Here is a 969-nt window from a genome sequence, read left to right as displayed (position 1 = left end):
AAAATAGTTATCAAGCTCAAAGAGTGATTGAAGAAGTGGTTAAAGAAAAGCCGAAAGCACGTTGGTTGTTTCTTACACTATCAACACGAAATGCGATAGATGGAGATACTTTAGAAAAAAGTCTTAAACATTTAACTGAATCATTTAGAAGATTATTTAAATATAAAAAAGTTAGTAAAAATTTAATTGGTTTTATGCGTTCGACAGAGGTTACAGTTAATAAAAATGACGGTAGTTATAATCAACATATGCATGTTTTATTGTGTGTTGAAAGTAAATATTTTAGAGGTTCTGAGAATTACATTTCTCAAAATGATTGGATTAATTTATGGCAAAAAGCATTACAAGTTAATTATCGGCCAGTAGCAAATATTAAAGCGATCAAACCAAATCAAAAAGGCGATAAAGATATTCAAGCAGCAATCAAAGAAACCTCGAAATATTCGGTTAAATCATCTGATTTTTTAACTGATGATGACGAAAGAAATCAGGAAATCGTGAATGATTTAGAAAAAGGTTTATACCGAAAACGTATGTTGAGTTATGGTGGATTGCTTAAACAAAAACATAAAATTTTAAATTTAGACGATGCCGAAGATGGCAATTTAATTAATACAAGTGACGAAGATAAAACAACAGACGAAGAAGAAAAAGCACATTCAATTACTGCAATTTGGAATTTTGAAAAACAAAATTATTACTTAAAAGATTTGAAACGTTAGCTTAAAAGCTAGCGTTTTTTTTATGTATTTTTGCCCCTGCAGGAACTATAGCGTTCAACCGGCATGGTTGACCAGTTTTACCATGAAAATTTTAATTTGCATGTAAATGGGCAGTGTCTGAAAAATTCGCCACTGGTTATGTACAAAAAATGAGATAAACAATTTAACTTTTTAAGTTATATAAATTTTAGGGAGTTCCAATCAAATTAGAAAAATATATATAAAAGTTATATCGTTTTTCTGGCTT

Annotated in this window: 1 protein-coding gene; it reads left to right on the top strand. The window is 29.3% G+C overall.

The features are described from left to right. Positions 1-722 (top strand): protein rep (locus KA926_RS03460; protein ID WP_210122499.1); only part of this gene is annotated, 722 nt, incomplete at its 5' end. Positions 723-969 lie beyond the last annotated feature (247 nt).

Source organism: Staphylococcus sp. GDY8P94P (assembly GCF_017892255.1).
Lineage (GTDB): Bacteria > Bacillota > Bacilli > Staphylococcales > Staphylococcaceae > Staphylococcus > Staphylococcus cohnii.
Note: the sequence above shows the minus strand (reverse complement) of the source record. Positions and strands in the feature narration are given on the sequence as shown.